Annotated in this window: 29 protein-coding genes; 7 read left to right on the forward strand and 22 right to left on the reverse strand. The window is 43.9% G+C overall.

What is annotated here, in order from left to right:
- Window positions 1-7: 7 nt before the first annotated feature.
- A complete protein-coding gene (locus tag ABIX36_RS16185) occupies window positions 8-412 on the reverse strand; it encodes a BLUF domain-containing protein (RefSeq protein ID WP_348083201.1) in 405 nt (134 codons plus the stop codon).
- Window positions 413-581: 169 nt separating this feature from the next.
- On the opposite strand from ABIX36_RS16185, the gene ABIX36_RS16190 reads away from it, so the two are divergent.
- A complete protein-coding gene (locus ABIX36_RS16190) occupies window positions 582-941 on the forward strand; it encodes a nuclear transport factor 2 family protein (protein ID WP_348083202.1) in 360 nt (119 codons plus the stop codon).
- Here the strand turns inward: ABIX36_RS16190 and ABIX36_RS16195 are convergent.
- The 4 genes from ABIX36_RS16195 to ABIX36_RS16210 form a co-directional block, all read right to left on the reverse strand.
- Window positions 938-1,402 carry a DUF6265 family protein gene (locus ABIX36_RS16195; protein ID WP_348083203.1) on the reverse strand — a complete coding sequence of 155 codons (465 nt, stop codon included), beginning with the start codon at window positions 1,400-1,402 and terminating at the stop codon, window positions 938-940. The two genes, ABIX36_RS16190 and ABIX36_RS16195, sit on opposite strands and share 4 nt — an antisense overlap.
- A 174-nt stretch (window positions 1,403-1,576) precedes the next feature.
- Complete coding sequence (locus tag ABIX36_RS16200) at window positions 1,577-2,272, reverse strand: sulfite oxidase-like oxidoreductase (RefSeq protein WP_348083204.1); 696 nt, start codon at window positions 2,270-2,272, stop codon at window positions 1,577-1,579.
- A 54-nt stretch (window positions 2,273-2,326) separates the two neighbouring features.
- Window positions 2,327-3,685 (reverse strand): amino acid permease, encoded by a 1,359-nt coding sequence (locus ABIX36_RS16205; RefSeq protein WP_348083205.1) that lies wholly within the window; start codon window positions 3,683-3,685, stop codon window positions 2,327-2,329.
- A gap of 127 nt (window positions 3,686-3,812) precedes the next feature.
- Window positions 3,813-4,967: a hypothetical protein gene (locus ABIX36_RS16210; RefSeq protein ID WP_348083206.1), complete on the reverse strand. Its 1,155-nt coding sequence runs from the start codon at window positions 4,965-4,967 to the stop codon at window positions 3,813-3,815.
- A 136-nt stretch (window positions 4,968-5,103) separates the two neighbouring features.
- On the opposite strand from ABIX36_RS16210, the gene ABIX36_RS16215 reads away from it, so the two are divergent.
- On the forward strand, window positions 5,104-5,844 hold the full coding sequence (locus tag ABIX36_RS16215; protein WP_348083207.1) for a DUF5020 family protein: 741 nt from the start codon (window positions 5,104-5,106) through the stop codon (window positions 5,842-5,844).
- Window positions 5,845-6,170: 326 nt separating this feature from the next.
- On the opposite strand, the gene arsB is transcribed toward ABIX36_RS16215, so the two are convergent.
- The 5 genes from arsB to ABIX36_RS16240 are packed head-to-tail and all read right to left on the reverse strand — an operon-like array spanning window position 6,171 to window position 9,028.
- Window positions 6,171-7,229: an ACR3 family arsenite efflux transporter gene (gene arsB, locus ABIX36_RS16220; RefSeq protein WP_348083208.1), complete on the reverse strand. Its 1,059-nt coding sequence runs from the start codon at window positions 7,227-7,229 to the stop codon at window positions 6,171-6,173.
- Complete coding sequence (locus ABIX36_RS16225; RefSeq protein WP_348083209.1) at window positions 7,229-7,645, reverse strand: arsenate reductase ArsC; 417 nt, start codon at window positions 7,643-7,645, stop codon at window positions 7,229-7,231. The genes arsB and ABIX36_RS16225 overlap by 1 nt, the downstream gene beginning before the upstream one ends.
- A 4-nt stretch (window positions 7,646-7,649) precedes the next feature.
- Entirely contained in the window at window positions 7,650-8,078 is a 429-nt protein-coding gene (gene arsN2 / locus ABIX36_RS16230; RefSeq protein WP_348083210.1) for an arsenic resistance N-acetyltransferase ArsN2, read from the reverse strand.
- Between the two features lie 11 nt (window positions 8,079-8,089).
- Window positions 8,090-8,647: a DUF6428 family protein gene (locus tag ABIX36_RS16235; RefSeq protein WP_348083211.1), complete on the reverse strand. Its 558-nt coding sequence runs from the start codon at window positions 8,645-8,647 to the stop codon at window positions 8,090-8,092.
- A gap of 48 nt (window positions 8,648-8,695) precedes the next feature.
- Window positions 8,696-9,028, reverse strand: a complete 333-nt coding sequence (locus ABIX36_RS16240) for a metalloregulator ArsR/SmtB family transcription factor (RefSeq protein WP_348083212.1) — start codon at window positions 9,026-9,028, stop codon at window positions 8,696-8,698.
- A 104-nt stretch (window positions 9,029-9,132) separates the two neighbouring features.
- On the opposite strand from ABIX36_RS16240, the gene ABIX36_RS16245 reads away from it, so the two are divergent.
- From ABIX36_RS16245 to ABIX36_RS16260, 4 genes are all read left to right on the forward strand, one after another.
- The gene (locus ABIX36_RS16245) at window positions 9,133-9,555 is read left to right on the forward strand and encodes a secondary thiamine-phosphate synthase enzyme YjbQ (protein WP_348083213.1); all 423 of its coding nucleotides are present in this window, start codon (window positions 9,133-9,135) and stop codon (window positions 9,553-9,555) included.
- An 84-nt stretch (window positions 9,556-9,639) separates the two neighbouring features.
- Entirely contained in the window at window positions 9,640-10,047 is a 408-nt protein-coding gene (locus ABIX36_RS16250; protein WP_348083214.1) for a pentapeptide repeat-containing protein, read from the forward strand.
- A 90-nt stretch (window positions 10,048-10,137) separates the two neighbouring features.
- Window positions 10,138-10,386, forward strand: a complete 249-nt coding sequence (locus ABIX36_RS16255; protein ID WP_348083215.1) for a MoaD/ThiS family protein — start codon at window positions 10,138-10,140, stop codon at window positions 10,384-10,386.
- A gap of 2 nt (window positions 10,387-10,388) precedes the next feature.
- Window positions 10,389-10,808, forward strand: coding sequence for a molybdenum cofactor biosynthesis protein MoaE (locus ABIX36_RS16260; protein WP_348083216.1), 420 nt, complete (start codon window positions 10,389-10,391; stop codon window positions 10,806-10,808).
- A gap of 63 nt (window positions 10,809-10,871) precedes the next feature.
- Here ABIX36_RS16260 and ABIX36_RS16265 read toward each other — a convergent pair whose 3' ends face one another.
- From ABIX36_RS16265 to ABIX36_RS16310, 10 genes are all read right to left on the reverse strand, one after another.
- Window positions 10,872-11,915 carry a HesA/MoeB/ThiF family protein gene (locus ABIX36_RS16265; protein WP_348083217.1) on the reverse strand — a complete coding sequence of 348 codons (1,044 nt, stop codon included), beginning with the start codon at window positions 11,913-11,915 and terminating at the stop codon, window positions 10,872-10,874.
- Window positions 11,905-13,086 (reverse strand): NTP transferase domain-containing protein, encoded by a 1,182-nt coding sequence (locus tag ABIX36_RS16270; RefSeq protein ID WP_348083218.1) that lies wholly within the window; start codon window positions 13,084-13,086, stop codon window positions 11,905-11,907. Before ABIX36_RS16270 ends, ABIX36_RS16265 begins: the two co-directional genes overlap by 11 nt.
- Window positions 13,067-13,546 (reverse strand): cyclic pyranopterin monophosphate synthase MoaC, encoded by a 480-nt coding sequence (gene moaC / locus ABIX36_RS16275; RefSeq protein WP_348083219.1) that lies wholly within the window; start codon window positions 13,544-13,546, stop codon window positions 13,067-13,069. Before moaC ends, ABIX36_RS16270 begins: the two co-directional genes overlap by 20 nt.
- Before the next feature lie 45 nt (window positions 13,547-13,591).
- Complete coding sequence (locus ABIX36_RS16280) at window positions 13,592-14,827, reverse strand: molybdopterin molybdotransferase MoeA (RefSeq protein WP_348083220.1); 1,236 nt, start codon at window positions 14,825-14,827, stop codon at window positions 13,592-13,594.
- Entirely contained in the window at window positions 14,799-15,788 is a 990-nt protein-coding gene (moaA, locus tag ABIX36_RS16285) for a GTP 3',8-cyclase MoaA (protein WP_348083221.1), read from the reverse strand. The genes ABIX36_RS16280 and moaA overlap by 29 nt, the downstream gene beginning before the upstream one ends.
- 199 nt (window positions 15,789-15,987) lie before the next feature.
- Entirely contained in the window at window positions 15,988-17,160 is a 1,173-nt protein-coding gene (locus tag ABIX36_RS16290) for an aldose epimerase family protein (protein ID WP_348083222.1), read from the reverse strand.
- Between the two features lie 24 nt (window positions 17,161-17,184).
- On the reverse strand, window positions 17,185-18,210 hold the full coding sequence (locus tag ABIX36_RS16295; protein WP_348083223.1) for a glycoside hydrolase family 43 protein: 1,026 nt from the start codon (window positions 18,208-18,210) through the stop codon (window positions 17,185-17,187).
- 37 nt (window positions 18,211-18,247) lie between these two features.
- Complete coding sequence (locus tag ABIX36_RS16300; RefSeq protein ID WP_348083224.1) at window positions 18,248-19,099, reverse strand: HAD-IIA family hydrolase; 852 nt, start codon at window positions 19,097-19,099, stop codon at window positions 18,248-18,250.
- 167 nt (window positions 19,100-19,266) lie between these two features.
- A complete protein-coding gene (locus ABIX36_RS16305) occupies window positions 19,267-20,304 on the reverse strand; it encodes a hypothetical protein (RefSeq protein ID WP_348083225.1) in 1,038 nt (345 codons plus the stop codon).
- A 484-nt stretch (window positions 20,305-20,788) separates the two neighbouring features.
- Window positions 20,789-22,147 (reverse strand): glutamine synthetase family protein, encoded by a 1,359-nt coding sequence (locus ABIX36_RS16310; protein ID WP_348083226.1) that lies wholly within the window; start codon window positions 22,145-22,147, stop codon window positions 20,789-20,791.
- A gap of 86 nt (window positions 22,148-22,233) precedes the next feature.
- Here ABIX36_RS16310 and ABIX36_RS16315 point away from each other — a divergent pair, with 86 nt between their 5' ends.
- Window positions 22,234-22,653: a gamma-glutamylcyclotransferase family protein gene (locus tag ABIX36_RS16315; protein WP_348083227.1), complete on the forward strand. Its 420-nt coding sequence runs from the start codon at window positions 22,234-22,236 to the stop codon at window positions 22,651-22,653.
- A gap of 15 nt (window positions 22,654-22,668) precedes the next feature.
- On the opposite strand, the gene ABIX36_RS16320 is transcribed toward ABIX36_RS16315, so the two are convergent.
- Both ABIX36_RS16320 and ABIX36_RS16325 read right to left on the reverse strand, forming a co-directional pair.
- A complete protein-coding gene (locus tag ABIX36_RS16320; protein WP_348083228.1) occupies window positions 22,669-23,679 on the reverse strand; it encodes a glutamine synthetase beta-grasp domain-containing protein in 1,011 nt (336 codons plus the stop codon).
- Between the two features lie 285 nt (window positions 23,680-23,964).
- Window positions 23,965-24,477: a hypothetical protein gene (locus tag ABIX36_RS16325; RefSeq protein WP_348083229.1), complete on the reverse strand. Its 513-nt coding sequence runs from the start codon at window positions 24,475-24,477 to the stop codon at window positions 23,965-23,967.
- Window positions 24,478-24,631 lie beyond the last annotated feature (154 nt).

Raw genomic sequence — 24,631 nt, forward strand, 5'->3', positions numbered from 1 at the left:
GGCTTGTTTATAGAGCCGTTTTACTGCCCAATATCTTATAAAGTTTCATTACAGATTCTACATTGGTTGCGTTGGGTACGCTCATGTTTCTAAAACCTAACGCGCCGTCAACCTCCGCTGAAGATATTGGTTTAAAGGCCATCGTCCAATCGGGAAAGTTACGTTTACTGATGGCACCCTCTTTATGTAATTGCAGGTTCCGGTGTCTCGGGTCGTTATAAATAGCTGCATATAACAGCTTTACGGCGTTCTCCTCACCCTCAATTAACTGGATGAATTTGCCTTCGAAGTAGAACAATACACCGGTAACGCTCTTGAAAATATTTCTGCGGCGAGCTTTGTCCAAAAGATCTTTCAGGTCTTCATCATTCAATGGTTGGGTAGCGTAGCTACTGTAGATAAGGTAAAACATTGCACAAAGATAGTTAAATACTTATAATATAATTTATAGTTAATTTTTTATATTATAAATATAAATCAATAAATAATCTGTGTCGCATTAAGCCCCCTAATATGTCCGCATTTACATCTTTAATTTGCACTTATGAATTTACCTTTATATTACACCAACAGCTAAGCATATGGAAACTATAAAAGAGATCGTACAGAAAATAAACCAGGCATTCCGCGACAGCGACATGGAAACCTTTACCGGCTACTGTGCCGACGATGTTGTGTGGACAATGGTTGGGAGTAGCGCCGTAACCGGTAAACAAGGTATATTAGATTTTATGAAAGGCATGCCTACCGACTGCGAACCTGTATTGCAGGAAAAGCTGATCTTTGCGGGTGAGAATAACGTTACCTGTACCGGCACCATGGAAATGCCCAGTTCCAACGGCGGCGTTTGGAAAGGCGGGTTTTGTGATATTTATCAGTTTGTAGATGGTAAAATAAAAACGTTGGAAACCTATGTGGTTGAATTTAAGCAGAAGGATTAATCCTTCGCTTTTAAAAAAAGGTAATCTATCGCCTTGCCATCGCCGGATATGGTAGCTTTAAGCTTATCGCCAATTAGGATGTATTCAATCTGCTTGGGAAAATCGTGTTCCGGGTTTTCGCAGGTGAAGCTGTTATCGGTAAGCTGAGTGAGCTTAAAAAACACCGGCTTTTCATTCTCCTTTACGTCAGCTACGTAATAAATGAAGTGGCCCTTTAGTAGCAGGGTCGTTTTTTCCGTTACTGTAGTATCCCCATTTTTTATGCGGACGGCAAAGCCCCTCATTTCGGTAATGGTTACCCTATCCCATTGTTCGTATCCGCTGGTACCAGGGCGTGTATTTGTGCGTATCCACTTGCCGGTCAGCCAGCTCAACTTGCTCATATCTGGTTCAGCGGGGTCTCGCTGTGCAAAGCTGCTTAGCGATGCCAGCAAAAAAACAAAAGTCAACAAATTACGCATACCTGTTAATTTACTACCATAAAGATAATAGGTATACTTTAAATATGCGCACCTTCAATTGGTTTATTAATTCCGCACAACGAAGCTGCAAATCAGATAGTTTTATTATGGCAAAATTTGAGTAGATAGTGAAGTAGGCAAGGGTTCTACTTTTATTGTGGCCTGGCCTTTAAATTAATCGCTGTACCTGTCGTTACGCCAGGGGTACGCTGTATTTGAGTAACCCCTGTCTTCCCAAAAGCCCAATTTATTTTCGGTAAGAAACTCTATCCGTTTTATCCATTTCGAACCCTTCCACGCGTACAGTTGCGGGGTTATCATCCGCACAGGCCCGCCATGCTCAATTTGCAGGGGCTGGCCGTCAAAAGTATGCACCAGCAGTACATCTGGTTTAAGCGCTTCCTCTAAAGATAAGTTGGTGGTGTAAGTATCATAACCATAACACAGTACATGGGTAGCTGTTTCCTTTGGATGAACCAGTGCAGCCAGGTCTAAAAGGCTTACGCCTTTCCAGCGCATATCCAGCTTGCTCCAGGTAGTAACACAGTGAAAATCGGAGGTGTCTTTGGTTTGGGGCAATGCCATAAAATCCTTCCAGCTTAAACGTACAGGGTTGTCCACCGCGCCATCAATAGTTAGTCGCCATTTATCAAGCGGAATATCGGGTTGATACCCCAGATCCAGTACCGGCCATTTAATGGTAGCTGTTTGCCCTATCGGGATAGTTGGCATACCGTGCCTGTTTAGCTTGCCCGATCCTTTTGGTGAATCATCGGCAACGGATGGCGTTAACTTTATTTTTTCTTCAAACCGCGCCTTCAATTTCATACGCGAATCGATAATGCGATTAAGTTTATCTGCTTCTTCCATAGCTAAAATGTTAAATCAATTAAAAATAGCTAAAACTTTGCAAGGGTTAAAACTTTAGGCTTTATCGGCAACAGGTTTCACCGCAAACGGCCACTCTTTGTTTACCCTCGCTTTTATAAAATAAACTACCGTACCTGTTGCTATTGCGGTTAAACCACCCAACACCATATGTAAACCGGTGGAAACCAATATGCCGAACCATATTAAAATAGCCAGATACACCGGTAGCGGAAACAGGGGCATTTTATAAGGGAAAAGCGTTGTTTTGCGCGCCTTTCGCAGCAATAATAAGCCTATGGCCTGGGCAATAAACTGGATAAGGATCCGCATAGCCAGGATAGCACTTATAACATCCTTCAACTTAAACAGCAGGCTAAACACGAAAGCGATGCCACCTAAAACCAATAATGATACGTATGGGAAATTTTTTGTTGGATGCAGTTTGGCAAACACTTTAAAAAAAGCACCGTCGGCCGCCGCCGCGTAAGGGATGCGGCTGTAGCCCAGCGTAGCCGAAAAAACCGATGAAAAAGCCACCAGTAATATGAGGCAGGTTACCACTTTAGCGGCGGTATTGCCCATAAGCAACTGCATAAACTCGCTGATAACGAATTTGCTGCCCATAGCGTGGTGCCAGGGTATAACACTTACAACGCTTACATTCATCAGCATATACAATACCGCTATCCCTGCTATAGAAAGGAACATACTGCGCGGGATATTACGCGATGGCTTTACAATTTCGCCACCCAAATGGCAAACGTTATAGTAACCCAGGTAACTGTAAACACTTTTTACACTGGCAAAGCCAATGGCTGCAACAAAGCCATAATTTAGGTTTATGCCATCGTTGATGTGCCGGATGGGATGCATAAAATTACCATGGGCTATCCCCCCGCCTATTATCCAAAGCATCGTAATTAAAACCCCTACCCAAAGCACCACGCTTATTTTACCAATGGCCTCTATTTTACGGTACAACAATATAACGATGCATATCACCACCGAGCCGCTCATGATCTTCGCTTCGATAGTTGATAAAGGTAACAGGTAGGAGAAGTAGTCGGCAAAGCCTATGGCGGCGGATGCTATAACCAGGGGTGCCTGTATCATGGTTTGCCAAACAAACAAAAAGCTCATTAGCCTGCCCAGTTTTGTTTTGCCGTAAGTCTCTTTCAGGAAGTTATACGATCCGCCGGCCATCGGGAAGGCGGCACCTAATTCGCTCCAAACCATGGCATCAACCATAGATAGCAGCGCGCCGGCGAGCCATGCGTATAAAAACCAGGGACCGTTCATGGTGGCGATAACCATAGGCAGGGTAACAAAGGGCCCTATGCCTACCATATCCGTCATATTGATGGCTGTTGCCTGTGCCAGCCCGAGGCGGCGTACGAGTGAGTCTTCAGCCATATCTATCACAAAAATAGATTTATTAGCAGTGTGGTAAAATTTATTGGGTCAGCGATTTGTAATTAGTGTAGTGGCACGTTTTTAGCGAAACTACAGCTAAAATAATTAAGGAATCGCCGGGGACAAGCTATTCGCAGGCAATGCTTTCCAGCATAAACTTTTTAAATTTAACAGGAACCACCGGCGTGCCCGAAACCCTGCCCTTTAAAGCAAAAATGGCTACGTACCGGGGCGTTATCCCTACATCTTTTATCGCGAGTTGTTTAAACGCCGAATTGGCATCTGCCCCACCCGCGTAAAGCAGTTTGTAGTGGCTGCCTTGTTTTTCTATCCGGAGCGCTGTTCTTTTTAAGTTACCAGATATTATCGAGCTATTGACAGTGCTATCAAGCGTTAAAATAGTGTTGTGCACAAACTCTTCGGGTTTACTTCCTTCGCCGCGTGTTGCTATCGCCTGCACCAAAATCTCGTGGGGCTTTTTAAATCCGCCAAAAAAATCATTATAGGCCAAGGACAAACGGATACTGGGGCTGTTTATGCTGGTATCTTCCATTAACAATAAACCAGCCTGCTGCCACTCGCCCGCGGGTATAAAATCTTCCATATGCAGCTCAGTTACAAAGCAACCTCCGGGCAAACTGCGTATTACCAGGTTTTTTATCTGCGGCAGAGATACACTATCGGGCCAGTTATCGCCGGGCAGCGTAAATAGCGTTAGCGCTTTAGGAATATCTCCGTGTTTTGGCCAGTATACATCGTCTTTATTTAACACCTGCCAATCCTTATCAATCATGGCCTTATCGCTCACATCTTTAAAATTATCGACAAAAGACACCGAACTTTTCCGCTGATACCAGGTATAGGCGGCCAATAACAGTAAAACAGCTGCCAGTACCGGCTTAACCAATGCAAAACTAACCGGCTTAACATCCGGCAATATGGCTTTGGCTAAATGCCGCTCGCGGTATATAAACCAATACGGGTGATGGCTCTCATCTCTTTTACGTTCTAACTCGTTGGTATATGGCGACTTCAACACGTAGCGCGCGAGCGTGTCCATCGAGGCTACTGAGGGGTTCTCTTTTTTCTTTCCGCTTAACACAAAAAGCGAATAATTTTTTAGAGACCGCCATCCCACCGTAAGGCCGGTATGATCTAACAATTGTTGTTGAAAAAGCTTGCCTTCGGTTTCTGTTAAAGGCTGGGTAAGGGATACACCAAAGCAACGGGAATATGCTTCCCGGTATAATATCGAAAAAACTTTTAGTTCAGGATCTTCCATGGTAGAATGTAGCGGCAAAATATCAAACGCGCCAAATATACAATTCCGTTAGGTTTCCGTTCCATTACCGCACCAAATCGTTACAATAAGGGAATTTTGCCACATGCAATATCGCATTCTTAAATGTTTTATCACCATGAAATTTCTATTTTTCTTGACGGCATTATTATTCACAACTGGTTGGGTGTGCGCGCAGCAGCTACAACTGCATTACGACATGCGGCATATGCTAAATCCCGGTCGATACCCTATAAACTATCCCACCCTGTACTTTGAATACTTTAAGACCATTGATAGCGGCAAAACATTTGTTAAACCGGGAAATTTTCTACTGAAGCTACAGGCCGACCTGGTTGGCGAACAGGCAAATATTGGTAAGTACTATATGCAGGTTTCGCAAGAGGTGCGTTTTTGGCAACCTAAAGTGTTTATTAACCTGCAATATAGCGGAGGGCTGGGTATTACTACGCCGCGCCAATACAGTTATTACATTGTAAATACCTTCGCTATTGGTGTAAGCTACCCTTTTAAAATTGGCGATACCTATCTCAGCAGCGTACTCAATTATAAATACGTACCCTATACAAGGGCGAGCCACGACTTCCTCTTCACTACTTATTTCTATAAAGGCCTGTTTAATTATAAGGCGGAATTTGCCGGCAGTTTTTCCTGCTGGACGGAAAACAAAAACCATGGCGACGAACCGGACACCGGCCCAAACGGCAAACGCTTTTACTTTTTTGCCGAGCCTCAATTCTGGTACAAATTAAAGGGCGGCTTATACGTAGGGACAAAGATTAACACCTTTTACCATGTAAATACGGCTGATAATATTGTAGAGGTATACCCTACCGCGGCTGTCAAAATAAAGCTGTAGATATTTTTTGGGAGTGGTGTTACACTCTGTATAAAACATCCGTTATGGTAGGTAAACAGCCGGTTTTTTCTATTTGTTAAGTGGTAGTAAAAACGCGCTTTTTCGACAAAGGTGTATCAACGTTGGGTTAAGTGAGTGAATTACTTGTTGGTCGGCTGTTTTTTTAATGTAAAAGCCCGCGCTTGCGCAACGGGCTTGGCTGTTATAAGATCAGTATAATAGCTCTAAGACTTTTTATTTTGTAAATCCGGATATAAATATCTATATATACTATAGATTAAGTAGTCAATTCGAAAATAGTAGATTATCCGCCGTAAACAAAATATTTAGTAATATTTTTTCTTGAGCCAAAACGCTACATTTACCAACGCTATTAAAGCAGGCACTTCAACCAAAGGCCCTATCACACCCGCAAAGGCTTCTCCGGAATTTATACCGAACACCCCTACCGCGACAGCAATGGCCAGCTCGAAATTATTACCGGTAGCGGTAAAAGCGATCGCCGTGTTGCGCGAGTAATCAGCGCCGAAATATCTGCCAGCAAAAAAACTCAGCAAAAACATCACAGCGAAATAAATTACCAAGGGTATGGCAATTCGCAACACGTCCAGCGGTATTTTGAGGATCAGATCACCCTTCAGGCTAAACATCACTACGATGGTAAATAGTAAAGCGATGAGTGTTAAAGGCGAAATAAACGGAGCATACTTATTTTCAAACCACTCTGCTCCCATCACTTTGATAAGTGCATAGCGGCTTATTACCCCGAAAGCAAAAGGCAGTCCTAAATAAATGCCGACGCTTTTGGCTATCTCAGCAATGCTAATATTAACAGCCAGCCCCTTAAGCCCAAAATGCGGCGGCAGCAGCGTAATAAATACATAAGCGTAAACACTATATAACAATACCTGGAAAATACTATTCAAAGCGATAAGCCCGGCTGCGTATTCGCGATTGCCCTCGGCCAGTTGGTTCCAAACTACCACCATGGCAATACAACGCGCAAGGCCGATGAGAATCAGGCCAACCATATAGTCCGGATGGTCGCGTAAGAGCGTTATAGCCAATATAAACATCAATATGGGGCCTATTACCCAGTTGAGGAGCAGCGATACGCCAAGCACTTTGGTGTCTTTAAATACCCCGCCCATATCCTCATATCTCACCTTGGCCAGCGGCGGGTACATCATTACTATTAAACCAATGGCTAACGGCACATTGGTTGTACCGCTGGAAAAGGAATTAATAAAACCCGATGATGACGGAATAAAGTAGCCAATAGCCACACCTGCTGCCATGGCCAGAAAGATCCACAGGGTGAGAAAACGATCGAGAAAACTCAGTTTTTTACGGTCGGCTGCGGGGGCGCAGTTTGTTGCAGACATTAGTTTAAATGCTGTTTAACAAAATCAAACGAATAAGCCTTTATCATATCCCGCACCCGGCGAAATTCACTCATAATTTCCCCCTCTGTTCCTTTAGCTTTAGCCGGATCGGGGAAATTAAAATGAAAGCGCTCTACCGTACCCGGGAAATATGGGCAGGCTTCATTGGCATTATCGCAAACAGTTATCACATAATCGAAAGGAACATCAAGGTATTCTTCCACATTGTTCGAGGTATGGCCAGATATATCCAAATGGTCTTCTGCCATTACTTTGATAGCACGTGGGTTTACGCCGTGCGTTTCTATCCCCGCGCTATAAATGTTTGCTTTATCGCCGGCAAAATGGCGCAGGTAACCTTCGGCCAGCTGGCTGCGGCAGCTATTGCCGGTGCACAGTACTAATACATTCTTCATTTTTTTAGTTTATAGATTTTTTCATGGCGATGGCCGATTGGGGGCATACATGGCTAAACTCCGACGATGCTTTAACCTCCTCCGGGATATCCATGCGGGCAATATGTTCGTAGCCTTTTCTGCTGAAATAATCGGCAGCGGTTTCTGTAAGTAAGTAGATTCCCTCCAAATTCAGGCTAATCGCCATCTCCTCTATACGTGCCAATAAGCCGGAGCCAATACCCTTCCCTCGGTGATTTTTATCCACCGCCACAGAACGCAGCAACCCATAATCACCGTAAAGCTCCAAGCCGGCAACACCAATAACCATATCATTTTCTATGGCAACAACAAAATTATCCAGCTGAGCAGGGAGATCTTCCACCGGAAGCTTTTCTGCTGATAGCAAGTTGATAACTCCCTCTCTATAAAGATTTGCTTCGGAAATATTCATAAAAATATGCTTTAGCAGCATCCGCCACCCGGCGTACAGCAGGCGGTTTCGGCAGCAAGATTTATTAATGTAACTTTTGGTTTGGCTGGCTCGCAGCATTCCGTGCCTTTGTCATCGGTACCGCAGCTGCCGCCCCTGTTGATAGCTTTACACTGCGTTTGATCTGCCGTTAGATTAACTACCAGGTTTTCACCTTCTGCATTTATATCCGAAGGGTACATTTGCCGGGCATCAAAGGCTGAGTTTCCAAATTCAATTTTCACAATGGCTCCCTTATCCAATGGCAGTAACTTCTCCACCAGATCTATTATCGACAAAGCTTTTCCTACAGTCATAGCCCTTTCCTGTTGCTTCTCCGATGGCTCCCACAGCTGAACAATGACCTCCGTCCACTTGTTCATTACCCCGCCGCAGTCTACCGATGTAATGGGCGCCTGTTTTATCTCGGTGATGTGGTAAGCCGCGTCTACAAATTTGTTCCCGACATATTTAAATTGCAGGTGCAGCGCGGGCTGAAGCCGCAATTGTGCGGTAAAATCCCCCCATTTAAGTGTTTTTGTCGTGTTCATATCAATCGTTTTATTGCGATATTACGTTATATCCGGTAAAAAAATATATCAGCAGCAAGTTTTATCACTAATCTCATAAGAAGCAAAAAAGCCTCCTAATTGTGTACCCAGCTTATTCCAAACTTCATCGTTTATGCAATAACAAACGCTCACACCTTCAATAGTGCCTTTAATGATGCCTACAGTTTTCAACTCTTTCAAATGTTGTGAAATGGTTGCCTGTGCCAGGCCCAGTTCTAATGCCAGATCTCCGCAGATACAAGCCTTTGCTGCTATTATCTGCTGTAAAATTGCTATACGTGCAGGATGCGCTATCGCTTTTAAGGCAATTGCCAGCTGGTTTTGTTCTTCGCTGAATATTTCGGTTTTTGTTAAGCCCATTATTCTATCGCAATATTACGATTAATATGTAACATCTAAATGTTTTTTATTTTTTTGTTAATATTAGGCCAAAAACTTACCGCGCGCCCTATTGTTGATCTAACATGAAATTATTCCAGCAAAGCCTCGATTTGAAACCCCGCCGCCGTGGTTTCCATATTATTACTTATGATGTGATCGACGCCATTCCACAGCTTAGTGAGTTGAAAACCGGTATCTGCCAGGTGTTTATTCAGCATACATCCGCCTCGCTTAGCATCAATGAAAACGCCGACCCCACCGTGAGGCAAGATTTTGAAATGTATTTTAATAAGGCCGTGCCTGAGAACGACCCCGATTACCGCCACGACGACGAAGGCAGTGACGATATGCCGGCACATTTAAAAGCAGCAATGTTGGGATGCTCGGTAACTATCCCAATCCGCAATGGGCGATTAGCTTTAGGTACCTGGCAGGGTATTTATCTTTGCGAACACCGTAATCATGGCGGGCAGCGACGATTGGTTATAACTGCTTGGGGAGAGTAAAAGTCGCAAAACACCCTTCCATGTCGTAAATACATATTGAACGTATACAGATATTGCAGATATTTGATCATCAACTAATATTTTATGCAAACCTTAAACATCATTAACGACCAGAAACAGCTGAATGTACGGGAAGCCAACCTTGCCGGATCTAAAATAACAATGGCCTGCATTAACGACCTCGTGATGAACGATGTATCTGCCACTAACGTTAAGATCACGAATGCCAACCTGAGCGACCTGGAGATAGAAGGTGCACAGTTGGGCGGCGCTTATATCCACAACATTGGCATGCCGCCCAAGGGTCACCCCTTTTACGATGAGACCGCCAAACAGCGCCCCTTGAAATTTGAAGATTGCGACCTGAATGGCAGTACCATAACCAATTGCGACCTAAGCAATGTAGAAATCACTGATTGCGACACTACCGGCACGAAGATCAATGGTATTTTGGTGGATGATCTGCTGAAGGCTTACAAATCGGCCTGGTAAAAAACTAGCTTGGTAATCGTCCGGGCTTTCGTGAATATTACAACGTGGGTATTTTACGTTATACACAAGATTGTTGCATATTTGCATCTTATGATGATGAACATCAAAATACTCGCGTTCGGCATAGCCAAAGATATTTTTGGAGGGAGTACGATCAATATCCAACTGGATGAAAATGCTACAACGAAGCAGCTCAAAACGGAATTAGAAACTGCATATCCACGCCTGAAACAATTGGCGAGCTATATGGTAGCAGTTAATAATGAATATGCCGATGATGCAGGTGCGATAACAGAACGAGATGAAATAGCCATTATACCACCGGTTAGCGGAGGATAATTATGAACACGCAGATAGAGATACATACCGAACCATTAAACATTCAATCCTGCATAGATTGGATCATGTCACCACACTCGGGCGGCATAGACGTTTTTATTGGTACAGTACGGAATATGACGAAGGGTAAAGCTGTAGTCCGCCTTGAGTTTGAATCCTATAATCAAATGGCTATCAACGAGATGGAAAAGATAGCTCAACATACCTTTGATAACTGGCCCATTCAAAAGATCCTGATCCATCACCGTACTGGTGTGTTAGCTGTGGGCGAAATACCTGTTATCATTGCGGTGTCCGCAGCGCACCGTGCAGCGGCATTCGAGTCTTGCCGTTACATTATCGATACCCTGAAAGAAACCGTGCCTATCTGGAAAAAAGAGGTATTTGAGGATGGTGAGGTGTGGGTAGCGGCGCATCCGTAATCCCGAACCGGGATTAAGCGGATTTTTACGATTAGTGGAATTTCGATACAGGTAGGATATTAGCTAATTCCCTATACCGTCTTTTAAAGATAATGCCCTTAGCTCAGGGTTTAATTTATTCACCAACTTTACCGCTTCCCCGCTTCGTTTGCCTGTCGCGCAATAAAATACTATCGTCTTATCCGGTTGTAACTGATCCAGGTTTTCTTCCAATTCATCAAGGGGGATGTGTTCGCCTCCTATGTCGTGCAGATCGCGCTCTGGGAGGGTACGGACATCAATCAGCTGGATATTTTCTTCGCCCAGACCTTTTTGCAGTTCAGTTTGGTTAATAACCGATATTTCTATGGTTGGCTGGAGGGCCGTGATATTCATTTTTGTGGCACTTCCAATCTTGATGATCCTGCTCTGCATGTTTTGGGCATCGAATATCAACACCTTCCCTGCCAGTAATTCACCTGTTTGGGTGATGTATTTGATCACCTCATTTGCCTGCATACTTCCAATAATGCCCGCCAGTGTAGGAATAACGCCCCCTACGGAACAATTGGGGATCTGTGAAGCATCTACCTGCGGGTAAAGATCACGGTAGTTTGGTGTACGGCTGCCGTCTTCATTTGGCATATTCCAAACGGCAACCTGTCCTTCGTACTGATAAATAGCGCCGTAAACAACCGGTTTGCCCAATAGTACACATGCATCATTAATGAGATAGCGCGTCTCAAAATTATCCGTTCCATCAACTATAATATCATAATCTTCAATTACTTGCAGTACGTTTTCTGAAGTTATCTTATCAACATGAGGAACGAGTTCGATCTCGGGATTTTGCCTTAACAGCCGCTCGCAGGCGATGAGCGCCTTGTGCTTACCTACGTCATCAGGATCGTACAAAATCTGGCGGTGCAGGTTACTAACAGATACGGTATCATAATCGGCAATGCCCAACGTACCCACCCCACTGGATGCCAAATATTGCGCGGCCGGGCAGCCTAAGCCCCCGGCACCAATAATAAGCACCCTGGCATCGGTTAGTCGTTGCTGGGCAGCCTCGCTAAATCCGGGCAATGCTATCTGGCAGCTATATCGCTGCAGGTCAGGATGCATGGGTTTGGGCAATTTTGTTATGAATAATGCGCCTTACCCTGTCCATTTCTTCGGGAGTATTTACGTTCGACAAAGCCTCTGTATCCGGTACCTGTAAAAGGTTGATATCCGAATTGATAAGCACCTTTCGTGGGCAGGAATACCCCTGCGCTAAAAATTGAAGTAATGCTGGATAAGATTTTGGCTCCCAAATGGTTATTAATGGTTCAGGGAAGTTTGTCACCTCGCTGTGATAAGCGGTAGCGATATGTTTTGCGCTGCGGTTTTCGGTAAGATGCTGTAATATCTGATCATCCACCAGCGGCATATCACAGGCCACTACCAGCCATGCCGCCTCAGGGTTTTGCCGAAACGCGGAAAGGATCGCCCCATACGGACCCAGGCCGGTGAAAGTATCTGTAAGGGTTGCATACTGTGCATCTATCTCTTGTTTCTGCTCTTCATCCCGGCAGGAAATGAATACCTCGCTGCAAAAATCGTGGAGCAGATCGGCCATATAGTAGCGTTGCTCTTTGCCGTACCAATTTAACCTGCCTTTATCTACTCCCATGCGGGCGCTTTTGCCTCCCGCCAGTACCAGGCCATTTAATACAGGTTTGAAACTTTGGAGTTTAGAATGAAAAAAGTTAACGATCTGGGCGGTATCGTCGTTTAATTTATAGGTTGGCAATTCATGCCAGTTGGGAACAGCATCCTTTACAAAATCAAAAACCTCATCGGCATTATCGGCCAGCAATATCATGACTACGTTGGAAAGCTGTACCACCCTTTTCTGCAATGAAGCTCTTTTGTTGATATCGATAATCACAACCTGCTCCTTAGCTTGCTGGTGATTGCCGTTTACCAAAACCAGGTCCATCTCCGCGAATAACTGGCGTTGCTTAAAGGCGCTTAACGGCGCTTTATAATTCAGCTGGCAAAAGTTAAGCTGATCGGTGTATTCCAAGGCTGCGCCGCTGGTTAGCCTCCCGGGGAGCTGAATAACATCATCGTTATGCGACGTATCGGCATAAGCGCATTGGTACTGCGGCGATAATGCCGAAATAATGCGATCTGCCAAAACTTTAACAACCGTGCATGGCCCACCTAAAATGGCCCATTCATTCCGGCCGAAATTTCCGTTGGCGGGGCGGGCAATGGCTGTATGCTTTTTATGCTCTTTTAAAGTCACGCTTCCCTCCTGTTTTTGAGATGAGTTTGGTTTCTTTTATCACAATATCGTGGCTCATGGCCTTGCACATATCGTACACTGTTAAAGCCGCTACAGACGCCCCAACAAGCGCCTCCATCTCGATGCCTGTTTTGGCGGTGATACTGGCCGTACATTCAATTACAACTTCATTGTTCTCATTTAACTTAATGTAAACCTTGCAGTTATCCATCCCTAAAGGGTGGCACAATGGAATAAGATCGCCGGTTTTTTTAGCAGCCATAATACCCGCAATAATGGCCGTTTGAAACACCCCGCCTTTTTTGGTTTGCAATTCACCATCGGTCAAATGTTGCAAAACCTCCGTCGGCAATACCACGATACTTTGCGCCGTAGCACTACGATGGGTAGGCTGTTTTGCAGATACATCTACCATGGTAGGGTTATCCTGTTTATCTAAATGACTGAAAGTTGATTTCACGGATTTTTGATTGATTACACTGATCTTATTAATTTCCTCTATTAATTAGAATGTCCACACCTGGTATACTTCGCCTTTTTCAAAATCGTTCCGTTCTAAAGGCAGTTCCATAAAAGCATCCGTATCTGCTAAGTTAGCGAAATCGCCCGAGCCATTACCTTCTATTGGCGTTGCCATTAGTTGACCCTGGTTATTAAAATTCAATTTCACCTGCAAAAAATATTGTAATTGCGGTTGAAAGCTAAAATCACGGGCTAAAACGGCGTATACGGGCGCTTTAGCTGTTAGACCGAGTGTTGCATTCGACCACAATAAAAAGTAGCGGTGAAGGCACATAAAGGTGGCTACAGGGTTACCGGGGAACGCGAACACAAGCGCCCCGTTATTATGCCTGCCAAACCAAAAAGGCTTACCAGGGCGTTGCGATACCTTGTGAAATAATTTATCTACCTGTAGTGCCTCCAAAGCTTTCGGGATATAATCAAACTTACCCATGCTGATGCCGCCACTCAATAGTATCACATCGTAATTTTGGAGACATGTTGCTATTTGTTCCCGCGTGATGTCCGGGTTATCGGAAATGTGAAGCATATCGGCATGTAAACCGTGGTTGGTTAGTGCCGCTTTTATGGTATAGTTATTTGAGCGCCTTATCTGGTAAGTGGTAGGCGTATCGGTTACATCAACCAGCTCGTCTCCCGAGGAAATAATCACTACCCGGGGTAGTTTCTTCACCGCGAGTGTGGCTTTACCAACCGATGCCGCAAGACTTATAATAGCCGGTGTTACTTTTTGATTCGCCGCTGCAACCACATCTCCCGTGTGTTTATCTTTCCCTTTAAAATGGATATTCTGTCCTTTTTTAACGGCATGAATAGTTAAAGCCGCCAGCTGGTTGCGGATCTCCAGATCTTCGTAACGGATAATGGTATCGAGCGAAGGGTGCAGGGACGCACCGGTCATGATCTCGATACAAAGGTCATTATCCTCAATACCTATTGGTTCATCTCCAGCGGCTTGCGTGGCCTTGATATGAAACGTGTTAATACCCTCTTCTGCCGCTTTAAAAGATATAGCAATTCCATCCATCGTTACACGATTAAAGGGAGGCAGGTCGCGGTCTGCGCGTATATCCTCCGCCAACACCCTACCAAGTGCCTTTTCAAAAGGCACGGCTTCCGTGCCGTAGTCTGTTAGCTGGGCAAGTACTATTTTTTCGGCTTGTTCTACCGTTGTCATATCCTCAGGTATTTTAGCCACCAATGGTAGCCATCGATTCATGAAAGTTCGGGTTTTCCTTGCGCTTGCGTTCGGCCGCCCAACCGTCTTTTTCCCGGCTGTTAAAGGCAACCCGCAGAGAATCTACAATAGATGTGTTACTTTTCCCGTCGCGCATCAGGTCTTTTATGTTCAATACGCCATCGTCATATAAACAATTCTTCAGCGTTCCCTGCGGCGTAATGCGGATCCGGTTGCAAGTACCGCAAAATGTGCGGGAGTAAGCCGCAATGATGCCTATGCTGCCCGAGTGTCCGGGAATTTGATAATTATAAGCCGTAGAATATAACGGGTCTGGTATTTTTTGAATGTCAGGATAAACGTTCCTGATCTCATCAAAGATGCGGACGTAATCCCAAAGAGCGCCGCTGTAGCTATGTCCATCGCCATTAAAGGGCATTTCTTCTATAAAGCGTACGCTCACCGGCAATTCTTTGGTTAGTTCAACCAACGGGATTATATCCTGCGTATTCTTACCGGCCATCACAACCGTGTTTATTTTCACCTCTATGTCGTGTTTCAGCAATTCGTGCATCGTATCCATCACGTTTGCAAACTCATCGCGACGGGTGATAGCAAAAAAGCGACCGGCATCCAGGGTATCCAGGCTCAGGTTAACTGACCGTACGCCGATAGCTTTCAGTTCGGCAACATGCGGGGCGGTTAAAACGCCGTTTGTGGTCAAGCTTAATTCTTTTAAACCATCGAGTTTGGATAGTGCGGTTAGTAGCTGCATAATATCCTTCCTTACAAAAGGCTCACCACCGGTAATGCGGATCTTATCGATGCCCATCTTCACCAGCAGCTCGCAAACACGCAACATCTCCTCGTAAGTCATCAGCTCATTGCGACTTAGCCAATTTAGCCCCTCCTCGGGCATACAGTAAAAGCAACGCAGGTTACACTTATCGGTCACCGCCAGGCGCAGGTAAGTAATTCTTCTGCCATGATTATCTAATAACAAACGCGTATGTATTAAAATTCAACAATAGTACCGGGCAACAGTTTGGGAGGTATATACAAAGATAACGATTGAATTGTTGATAGTATGTAGAATTATTGGGCAATTGAGTTCACAAAAAAGCGAATTTTACGGATTTAGATTTGCAGTCCGCTCTTCTAAAACTCGTAAGATTCGCTTTGATTATTAAGATTGTGTCCGTTTACTTTGAGAACTTGTAAATAGTTACCGTTTTATAAACCGCGCCGGGTTTTAATATAGTAGACGGGAAGTTTGGCTGGTTCGGAGAATCAGGGTAGTGCTGGGTTTCCATAGCGAACGCGGCGCGATGCTCATCCTTTGCGCCTCCTTTTAGCGTGTTGGTACCATTCATGAAGTTGCCGGTGTAAAACTGCAGCCCCGGCTCTTCTGTAAATACCTCCAGTTTAATGCCGCTTTTATCACCAACAGCGGTAGCTATCGGGGTGCTTATATCGTGTTTGTTCAGTACAAAGTTATGATCGTACCCTTTGCCGAATTTTAATTGCTCGTTAGCAGTTTCAATCCTGGCGCCAATGGCGGTAGCGGTTGTAAAATCGAATGGTGTACCCTTTACCGGCTCAATTTTACCGGTTGGGATAAGGGTGCCATCCACCGGGGTGTAACCATCGGCATCAATTTTTACCACATGATCAAGCGCGGTGCCACTACCTTGCCCGTTGAGGTTAAAGTACGAGTGGTTGGTTAGGTTTACTACCGTGTTTTTGTCGGTAGTAGCTTCGTAGGTGATTTTCACGGCGTTATCATCCGTTAAAGTATAAACCACTTTAACCTTTAAATTGCCGGGGAAGCCCTCTTCCATATCTTTGGACAAGTAGGTAAGTTCGATAGAGCTGCTATCTATTTGTTTAGCATCCCAAACCATGCTATCGAAGCCCTTTTTACCGCCGTGCAATGTGTTTGGGCCGTTGTTGGCAAACAATTTATACTCCTTACCATCCAATGTAAATTTAGCTTTTGCCAAACGGTTGCCGTAGCGGCCAATAGTTGCGCCGTAATAAGCGCCGCCTGCTTTTTGGAACCCGGCTATATCATCAAAGCCTAAAATAACATCGGTTAGTTTGCCATTTTTATCGGGTACCAGCAGGCTTACCAAATGCGCGCCATAGTTGGTGATGGCAGCTTCGGCACCGCTTTTATTCTTCAAAACGTAAAGCTCTGTTTTCTTGCCGTCGATGGTTTGTTCAAAGCCTGTTGCGGCAGGTAAAGCCGCTGTTTTGGTAGATGTGCTGTCTGTCATGGTAATACTTTTTGGGGCAGATTGATTACAGGCCGCAAAAAAAATGCTGCCGGCAATTGCCAGTGCCAAAGTTGGTTTTTTTAAGGTGTTTTGCATAATGATTTATGGTAATTGGATGTATTATTTACGTTGCGATGGTATTGCCAATGGCGTATTCTCCTTTACGGGCGTGCCGAAATTTGGCGTTCCGTTTTTGTTCCAGCTAAATTTTTGCATCCTCGGCGAGCGGTAGCCGCCGCAGCCTTGCCCGGGTTTTGAATTGGCATGATAAATTATCCAATCCTCGGTACCATCTGGGGATTTAAAAAAAGCATTGTGCCCGGGGGCATAAACGCTATTCGCCTCCGATTTTTTGAACACCGGGTTAGGCGATTTTGTCCATGATGCTGGGTCCAGCAGGTTGCTATTGGCCGATGCGGTTAGCATACCCAGGGCGTAAAAATCTGTCCAGCAGCCACTGGCCGAATAGATGAGTAATAATTTATTGCCATGCTTTAAGATCTCGGGGCCCTCGTTCACATTAACATGTGGCGGGTTCACTGCATCATGCAGGTCGCCGTTCTTTTCCCAATCGTAAAGCGGACTGGAGATCTTCACCCTTTTACCCTCGATAGTATAAGGGTTTTTCATTTTAGCGATGTAGATATCCTGCTGACCGTTCTCATCACCTTCCCAGCCGGCCCATATCAAATACATCTGGCCTTTATGCGTAAATACGGAGCCGTCTATCGCCCATTTATCTGTGGAATCGGCCAACTTTCCTTTAAATATCCAGGCACCTTTCAAGGGGTCGGCGGCGCTGTTTTCTAATACATAAAGGCGATGATTATTATTGCTGCCATCATCGGCAGCGTAATACATATACCATTTTTTATTTAGATAATGCAGTTCTGGTGCCCATAGTTCTTTAGAATATTGTGTATTCGGCGGTGGTGTCCAAACCGTTTTCTTTTCGGCGGATACGAGGTCGGCCAGATTTTTCGTCTTCCAAATATTAAGTTTGTTTTGAAGCGAATTGGTGTAATAGTAGTAGCCCTTGTGATAGATCACCCAGGGATCGGCACCCGATGGAAGCAAGGGATTTGTAAAAGTTTTACCCGACTGAGACTGTGCAAGGATGATTTGGGTTGATCCAATGATTATCATTAATGCTAACACAAACTTTTTCAACATCATTCCTACTCTATTTTACTACTGCCGAATCGCAGATGTATGTGGGTACAATACCAGTTGAGGTCATTCTGTTTTGGGCATCTGCCGCCAGTGTATTACCAGATAGTACCAGAACTGTATCCAGTCCAAATTTGTTACCGCCGAGGATATCGGTTTGCAGGGTGTCCCCTACCATCACTATCTCTTTTTTACTGATGGGGCGGTACTCGCGAATGAGGTCGTAAGCAAACATAAACATCTGCGAATCGGGCTTACCAAAACGAATGAACTTTTTCCCAACGATGGCCTCTATCATGGCTGCTATGCCGCCGACAGCAATGGCAATTTCATTTACATTAACTGGGTATGCAAAATCCGTGTTGGCCACAATAGCCGGGATGGTACGGCGGCGCAACAGGTTTACGGTTTTGTTAAGATCGTTGCACCAATCGAAGCCTTCATCATCTAAAAAAACAAGTGCGTTAACTTTATCGAAGTTCTCTGCTGTGATGGCGCTAACCGGCAGGGTATGCAGTCCTTCGCTTTCGATGTAATGGGCGGAATCTTCCGTCCCCAGGTAGGCTACAATACCGTCGTCTACTTTTAGATCCAGAAATTCCTTCGTAAGCATACCGGATGAGATCACCCTGTCGGCAGTAATAATATTAAGCCCTTTTTTATGGTACGATTCGGCTAGCTGCGTTGGGCTGCGCGATGCATCATTAGTTACAATGTAGTACTCCTTGCCCGACTCTTCCAGGTAATCAAATGTCCGCTCGATACCGGGCACCAATCCCCCGTAATTTTTTAAAACGCCGAACGCATCAAAAAACACCACCTCGTAATTATCAATTATCTCACGGAAATCATCAATGCGTTTCATTGGTTGTAGTTGTAAGGGTTAGAATAAGTTATAGAGGTTATAAGGGTTAAAAAGGTTTGTGAGGTGGTGATTTTCAGAGGTATAAACGTTTAGCATTTGCTTAACTATTCTACCTACAACAATTCCAACTTTTACAACCTCTCAAACCCTTTCCAACATCTCTTAACTTATTTCAATTTCAAAGCCTCTATTATTTTCTCGGCATCAAAATCGCGGTCTACCGATGGTAGGTAAACGTCAAATGCTTCTGCCTGAAGTTTTTTAGCGTATTGATCGTTAAAAAAGTGCTTGCCATCCTTTATCACGTAGTTGAGGATGAAAAAGCGGTACGCCTCTTTCATAAATCTTATCTCATCCGCGGTAAGCGGATAAACTTTATGATACTCTTTCAAAAAGGTGATAAACCTATCCTCCATCATTGGGCCTATTACGTAACTAAACACAGTACGGTCGCCAACATCAGATACCACCCTGCTGAAAAAGTAAAAGTCGAGGACGCGGTAGCTCATCCTAAACCAGTCATAATCCCAGCGTGAATATAGCTCATAATTCGGGGTGACCGAAAAATTCCCGATGTTCCAGTCAATAAACACCGGGATAATATCGAACGACGACATATTGTATTTAGAGCGGTTTCGCAGGAACAGGTCACAATGATATTTTAAAAAATCCACCTGCATGGCCGAGCCAAAACTCCTTTCATTCTTCTCTAATTGCTGCTGCAGCGAATAGATATCTGTACGAAGGGTTTTAGACGATTTTGGCAGCACATTCTTCACCCTGCTGCAGGCTTTATGGAACTTACCCGCCTGCTGTCCAAGTTTTTTGATGAGGTTATCGTCCAGTCTTTTCGGCAACCTGTTAAGGATGCGGGTTGGGTTGTAAAACACCACCCAGGCATCTGTTTTGCCATATTTATAATGGTAAATATAAACCCGGTTGTTCTTCAACAGCGATTTGGCTAACAAATTCTCAAAGGGGTAAAGCAGGTTATTGCTTAATGAATGGATGATACGATGATCTTCCTTAAAATGCTCGAATTTGCCAAATAATGATAGCTTGGCGATGATGATATCCTCATCATCAAAGGTAATACGGTACACGTGGTTGGTAGATACCATCGCGCTGATATCCTCTACGCTTTTGATGGTTTTGGAAGCATCATAGCCTTCCCACGCTTTTTTTATAATGATAGAAAAGTCCATAGTTGTCTGAACCGGGATTAAGCGGATTTATGTGATTTTTTGGATTTTAATTGTCCTAAAGCAAAAATTCTTAATACAGTTTAAATTGGTTTGGCGTCAAATATACTATTGTTTAAACTTTTTATTGAGCAGCCTTTTAAATGTTAACGATTTGCTGCAAAATTTATCAGCAGCCCAATTTGAATCCAGGGAAATCGCCTTTAAACTTTTATACTGATTTTGGCTAAAGCCACTATATGTATTATGCCATCCGTCCCCTCAAGGGGACGGCAATAAATGCAGAAATAATACTTTTTTTTCTATTCATTGCCGTTCGGCTTTAGCCAACAGTTAAGTTAAGGCCAACGGAATTGGCTTTAGCCTAAAATTGACAATACTTGAATTTAAAAGCGATTTCCCTGAATTTGAATATTGGTCGGGTATAAATCCATGGTAAGTAAGCAAATCAAAATCCTTAAATCTCATAAATCCGCTTAATCCCGGTTCAGACAATCTCGAAATATCTCTTCAGCTCCCAATCACTCACACTCTTAGCGTATTGCCTGTGCTCCCACAAACGCGTTTGGGTGAAGTGCTGCACAAAATCATCTCCAAACAGTTCTTTGGCGATGGATGAATTTTGCATGGCGGTTGCCGCGTCGAACAGGTTGGCATGCAGGCTGCCGTTGCTTTTATCCTGGTAGCCGTTGCCAACGGTTGGGGCAATGTTTAATTTGAGTTTATTCTTAATACCATATAGCCCTGATGCAAGCGCGGCGGCTATAGCCAGGTAAGGATTAGTATCCGAGCCGGGGATACGGGTTTCCAGCCGGGTGTAGCCAATGGATGTGTTGATCACCCGCAACGCGGTGGTACGGTTATCTATTCCCCAGGTAATGGTGGTTGGTGCCCAGGCCCCTTCTACAAGGCGCTTATAACTATTAATGGTCGGCGCATACATGGGCAATAAATGCGGCATACAATAAAGCTGACCTGCAAGGTATTGCTTATGCAGCTCACTCATTTTATTTTCGTCGGTGCCATTGTAAAACAGGTTTTCGGTTTCATCTTCGCTCCACAAGCTTTGATGGATGTGCCCGCTACAGCCGGGCAGGTTTTGATTCCACTTAGCCATAAAGGTGGCGGTGATGCCGTGCTTGCTGGCTATTTCCTTCACCGCAGTTTTAAACAGTACCGCTTTATCAGCAGCTGCCAGTGTTTCGCAATGCTCAATAGCAGCTTCGTAAACACCGGGGCCGGTTTCGGTATGCAGACCCTCTATCGGGATATTAAATTGGGTGAGCAGGTTAAACAGGTCGTAATAAAAATCGCTGTTTTGCGAGGTGCGCAGGATAGAATAGCCAAACATCCCGGGTGTTAAAGGCTCCATATTAACAAAACCTTTATCCTGCAAGCTTTGCGGCGTTTCTTTAAAATTGAACCACTCAAACTCCTGTGCAAATTCGGCATGGTAGCCCATGGATTTACATTCAGCCACTATTTTTTTCAGCAAGCTCCTCGGATCGGCGGGCACAGTGTTGCCATGCGGCCCGCTGTAATCTGCCAAAAAGAACGGGATGTTATCCTGCCATGGCACGGTGCGGAAGGTGGAGAGATCGATATAACATAGTTTATCGGGGTACCCTGTATGCCAGCCGGTCAGTTCAACATTATCGTAGCAAACATCATTGCTGTCCCAGCCAAAAACTACGTCGCAAAAGCCATAACCGGTTTTTAACCCGTCGAGGAATTTTTTAGTACTGATCACTTTACCGCGTAAAACGCCGTCTACGTCGGCAAAGGCAAATTTAACTTTGGGGATGTTATTTTCTTTGATGTAGGCTATTACCTGTTCCTGATCCATGTGGTTTAGTATAAAATGCCAATTTAAGCAAGTTTAACATATTATAGCGGATATAAATTTTACAAGTATATTTAACTATGACCAATATGTATTTGTTTGTATACGGAACGCTGCTGCAAAACGGTAATCAATTCGCCCGATATTTAAACCAGCATTGCGATTTTATAATAACCGGAAAGATAGCAGGTATATTGTACGATATTGGCGAATACCCTGGATTAGTTATTGACCATAACGCCGACTACGTATTTGGCAGCATTTACCAAATTCGCAACGCAGAAGTATTAAAGGAGATAGATATCTATGAAGGTGTTGGTGCCGATGAAGAACACCCCAATTTATACCTAAGAATCAATCATTCATTTGAAACGGCAGAGGGTCCAATAGACGCCTGGGTATATATCTATAATTTACCGGTTAAAGGATTCCCCCGAATAACATCCGGTGATTACAAGGAATATCTGAGACAAAAAAATCCCCCGATAGTTAAACCGGAGGATTTGTAATTTGATATAGGGGTATTACAATTTTGCAGATTTAACTGTTTTGATGATAACCGCAGCAACTTTGTATGGATCAGCAGCCGAGTTAGGGCGACGATCTTCCAAATAACCACTCCAATCGTGATCAACAGTGTAAAGTGGGATACGGATAGAAGCACCACGATCTGATACGCCGTAGCTAAAATCAGTTATAGAAGCAGTTTCGTGTTTACCAGTTAAACGCAACTCGTTATGTGCACCATATACAGCAACACACTCAGCAACCGCAGGGCGGAAAGCTTCGCAGATAGCAGTGAAAGTTTCTTTGCTGTTTGCAGTACGTAAAGTTGTGTTAGAGAAGTTAGCATGCATACCAGAACCATTCCAGTCTAAAGTACCTAATGGTTTGCAATGGTAGTTGATAGATACGCCATGCGCTTCGCCTACACGCTCTAATAAATAACGAGCAACCCAAATTTGGTCACCTGCTTCTTTAGCGCCTTTAGCAAATATCTGAAACTCCCATTGGCCTGCAGCAACTTCAGCGTTGATACCTTCAACGTTTAAGCCTGCATCTAAACAAGCATCTAAGTGTTCTTCAACAATATCGCGACCGTAAGCGTTGTTTGCACCTACTGAGCAATAGTATGGGCCTTGCGGGCCCGGGTAACCACCTGCCGGGAAACCAAGCGGTTTGTTAGTTGCAGGATCCCATAAGAAGTATTCCTGCTCAAAACCAAACCAAAAATCGTTATCGTCATCCTGGATCAACGCACGGCCGTTAGACTCATGTGGCTGACCTTTAGAATCTAATACTTCGCACATTACCAGGTAAGCATCTTTGCGTTGTGGATCCGGGCAAGTGAATACCGGTTTTAATACGCAATCAGACGAACCACCCGGCGCCTGCTCGGTAGAAGAACCGTCAAAGCTCCAGTTATCTAAATCTGCGACATCGCCGCTGAAAGATTTTACAATTTTTGTTTTGCTACGTAAGCTTTGTGTCGGTTTGTACCCATCAAGCCAGATGTACTCGAGTTTTGTTGCCATTTTTAATGAATTTTGTAATTTTAAGTTTAAATTATAGTTCGTGTTGAGCTTTTACTATGTAATACATTGCGAATTTAATGCAATTTTATAAATATCATAGCAATTTTTGTAAAAATTATAAAAATTTACAATAAATAGCTTTATAAATTCCTAAATCAATTAATTATCTATGTATTCTATAGTTATAGGTAAGTAATTTATACCAAATGCAAGCGCAAAGTAAAAATCACTATGCATGCATAGTGATTTAATTCAAATCAGTAATTACATAATTTACAAATAGCGTCAATTACCCGATGCGACTCCCCAATAGCAACTATTTCTTACCTTTTTCAATAAAGTAGTGTCGGTTTTCACCTCGGTTTTAGTATTCCCAGCCAAAAAATACACTTTGGCCAAGTTATTATCATACAAAAAAGAAGTTATCCTGTGTGGGGCAGATGTTTTGCCTACAACATCTACCCTTAGCGCATTGGTTGCTTTCACCTCGCTTACCGTATCCTGCGGCTGCACAGTTTTTACGTAGTTGATAATAAATTTAACATCCTTTTCAAATGCCGCCGCTTTCTTATAGTTATCATCGGCTTTTACAATTTCTAACAAGCATTTCACACAGGGTTCGGCTATGGTTGCGTTACCGTAGTTCTTTTGCGGATTGTTTATCACGCTGTCTTTTTTGCCGTTTACCACAACTGCGGTTTTACTAACGGTATCAGATACGGGTTTTGGTTTATTACTATTGCAGGCACCTAAAGCTATCAGTGCAATGGCTGAGATAAATAATGCAGGTCGGTTCATAATTGAATAATTTGTTACCATCAGGAACAATTATCCCGTCACTTTGTGTTATTATATAGGTGTAACGCACGGCCTCGCAAATATTCCAAATATTAAAAACATCGGTTTAAACGATTTAATGACATGTTTTTCTGTAAAATTTCTTAAAATTGCC

This window comes from Mucilaginibacter sp., from assembly GCF_039925265.1.
In the GTDB taxonomy this organism is placed as follows: Bacteria; Bacteroidota; Bacteroidia; order Sphingobacteriales; family Sphingobacteriaceae; genus Mucilaginibacter.

What these genes read in the sequence shown, in the direction of transcription:
- ABIX36_RS16290 (WP_348083222.1), bottom strand. Translation starts at nt 17,160, where the DNA reads ATGCAAAACACCTTAAAAAAACCAACTTTGGCACTGGCAATTGCCGGC.
- ABIX36_RS16215 (WP_348083207.1), top strand. Translation starts at nt 5,104, where the DNA reads ATGAAATTTCTATTTTTCTTGACGGCATTATTATTCACAACTGGTTGG.
- ABIX36_RS16200 (WP_348083204.1), bottom strand. Translation starts at nt 2,272, where the DNA reads ATGGAAGAAGCAGATAAACTTAATCGCATTATCGATTCGCGTATGAAA.
- ABIX36_RS16315 (WP_348083227.1), top strand. Translation starts at nt 22,234, where the DNA reads ATGTATTTGTTTGTATACGGAACGCTGCTGCAAAACGGTAATCAATTC.
- ABIX36_RS16325 (WP_348083229.1), bottom strand. Translation starts at nt 24,477, where the DNA reads ATGAACCGACCTGCATTATTTATCTCAGCCATTGCACTGATAGCTTTA.
- ABIX36_RS16265 (WP_348083217.1), bottom strand. Translation starts at nt 11,915, where the DNA reads ATGCATCCTGACCTGCAGCGATATAGCTGCCAGATAGCATTGCCCGGA.
- ABIX36_RS16185 (WP_348083201.1), bottom strand. Translation starts at nt 412, where the DNA reads ATGTTTTACCTTATCTACAGTAGCTACGCTACCCAACCATTGAATGAT.
- ABIX36_RS16305 (WP_348083225.1), bottom strand. Translation starts at nt 20,304, where the DNA reads ATGGACTTTTCTATCATTATAAAAAAAGCGTGGGAAGGCTATGATGCT.
- ABIX36_RS16260 (WP_348083216.1), top strand. Translation starts at nt 10,389, where the DNA reads ATGAACACGCAGATAGAGATACATACCGAACCATTAAACATTCAATCC.
- arsN2 (WP_348083210.1), bottom strand. Translation starts at nt 8,078, where the DNA reads ATGAATATTTCCGAAGCAAATCTTTATAGAGAGGGAGTTATCAACTTG.
- ABIX36_RS16195 (WP_348083203.1), bottom strand. Translation starts at nt 1,402, where the DNA reads ATGCGTAATTTGTTGACTTTTGTTTTTTTGCTGGCATCGCTAAGCAGC.
- ABIX36_RS16255 (WP_348083215.1), top strand. Translation starts at nt 10,138, where the DNA reads ATGATGATGAACATCAAAATACTCGCGTTCGGCATAGCCAAAGATATT.
- ABIX36_RS16310 (WP_348083226.1), bottom strand. Translation starts at nt 22,147, where the DNA reads ATGGATCAGGAACAGGTAATAGCCTACATCAAAGAAAATAACATCCCC.
- ABIX36_RS16225 (WP_348083209.1), bottom strand. Translation starts at nt 7,645, where the DNA reads ATGAAGAATGTATTAGTACTGTGCACCGGCAATAGCTGCCGCAGCCAG.
- ABIX36_RS16210 (WP_348083206.1), bottom strand. Translation starts at nt 4,967, where the DNA reads ATGGAAGATCCTGAACTAAAAGTTTTTTCGATATTATACCGGGAAGCA.
- ABIX36_RS16240 (WP_348083212.1), bottom strand. Translation starts at nt 9,028, where the DNA reads ATGGGCTTAACAAAAACCGAAATATTCAGCGAAGAACAAAACCAGCTG.
- ABIX36_RS16300 (WP_348083224.1), bottom strand. Translation starts at nt 19,099, where the DNA reads ATGAAACGCATTGATGATTTCCGTGAGATAATTGATAATTACGAGGTG.
- ABIX36_RS16280 (WP_348083220.1), bottom strand. Translation starts at nt 14,827, where the DNA reads ATGAATCGATGGCTACCATTGGTGGCTAAAATACCTGAGGATATGACA.
- ABIX36_RS16190 (WP_348083202.1), top strand. Translation starts at nt 582, where the DNA reads ATGGAAACTATAAAAGAGATCGTACAGAAAATAAACCAGGCATTCCGC.
- ABIX36_RS16295 (WP_348083223.1), bottom strand. Translation starts at nt 18,210, where the DNA reads ATGATAATCATTGGATCAACCCAAATCATCCTTGCACAGTCTCAGTCG.
- ABIX36_RS16320 (WP_348083228.1), bottom strand. Translation starts at nt 23,679, where the DNA reads ATGGCAACAAAACTCGAGTACATCTGGCTTGATGGGTACAAACCGACA.
- ABIX36_RS16250 (WP_348083214.1), top strand. Translation starts at nt 9,640, where the DNA reads ATGCAAACCTTAAACATCATTAACGACCAGAAACAGCTGAATGTACGG.
- ABIX36_RS16245 (WP_348083213.1), top strand. Translation starts at nt 9,133, where the DNA reads ATGAAATTATTCCAGCAAAGCCTCGATTTGAAACCCCGCCGCCGTGGT.
- arsB (WP_348083208.1), bottom strand. Translation starts at nt 7,229, where the DNA reads ATGTCTGCAACAAACTGCGCCCCCGCAGCCGACCGTAAAAAACTGAGT.
- ABIX36_RS16235 (WP_348083211.1), bottom strand. Translation starts at nt 8,647, where the DNA reads ATGAACACGACAAAAACACTTAAATGGGGGGATTTTACCGCACAATTG.
- ABIX36_RS16205 (WP_348083205.1), bottom strand. Translation starts at nt 3,685, where the DNA reads ATGGCTGAAGACTCACTCGTACGCCGCCTCGGGCTGGCACAGGCAACA.